At 34.5% G+C, this 974-nt stretch carries 1 protein-coding gene; it reads right to left on the bottom strand.

The genetic code is table 11. The features are described 5' to 3' along the window. The coding region (locus tag GNF10_RS37100) for a PA14 domain-containing protein (protein WP_221644715.1) at positions 1–379 on the bottom strand (379 nt) is incomplete at its 3' end. Between the last annotated feature and the right edge of the window lie 595 nt (positions 380–974).

The raw sequence follows: 974 nt of genomic DNA, 5'->3' as shown, positions 1-974 counted from the left end.
TTTCTGTAGGTGATTGATTGACAAACTTATTAATGATTTGCTGACCATTTACCCAGAGTCGCACACCATCATCGCTACTGGTATAGAAGTTGTAAGTCTCGCTGTACTTGGCTTCTACCTGACCTGTCCAACGTGCTGAAAAGGTATCTGGAGCAATAGACGAATCTGGAGAACTAAGACCCCAGTCAAAGTTCACCGTCGAATCTATGCGGGTTTTCTTTAGGTTGGTGAAGTCGATGTTGTCGTAGTACTCTGCTTTGAGTCCATCTCCCTGAGAAAGCAGACTGGAACTAGCTTGAGAAGAAATACTTGGCAGCAACGGCTTATCTAGGGTTTGTTGTTGTAGAGGTACAACAACTTGATTCTGTAATTCACTCATTGAAATATATGCCTCACAATAGTGCTAGAACTAATTCCATATTTAATGTTGTGGAACTAGTTTGATAATGGGTATTTCCAACAAAAAACGCGTAACTATGCTAAGTAAAAACATATTAAGAAGATAACAGCAAATTGTCTTATTAATATATTTGTTGCATGTAATCTTTTATCTTAATTGCTGATAGAAACTATTTTTTTATACATGCTCCTTAGCTCATATCCCTTTCTAATGGGCTGGCTATTTGTGTCAACCTCAAAATGAACGGCTATGACCTGATATACCTTTCTATATATTCTTTGAAGGTAGATTATATAGAAAAATGGGTACTACAAGAAATACTAGATATTAATTATCAGAAGGGTAAAATAGTCCTTATAAATTGTTGTTTTTTGTGGCAAGCTTATGATTTTTTTATTAATTCACTTTGGGGAATTTAATTAAAAATTACAAGTAACCTCTCTTGAGAGCTTTTAATCTCACTTATATGCAGTTACATAAAGTTGGAACAAAGCAAAACCCAAGATGTAAGATAAACGCTTAAGTAGTCAAAGAATATATTTTACATACAGATACTTAAGTAGTGTCATTAGAA

Origin of the sequence: Nostoc sp. UCD121, from assembly GCF_014222285.1 — a bacterium.
In the GTDB taxonomy this organism is placed as follows: Bacteria; Cyanobacteriota; Cyanobacteriia; order Cyanobacteriales; family Nostocaceae; genus Nostoc.
Note: the sequence above shows the minus strand (reverse complement) of the source record. Positions and strands in the feature narration are given on the sequence as shown.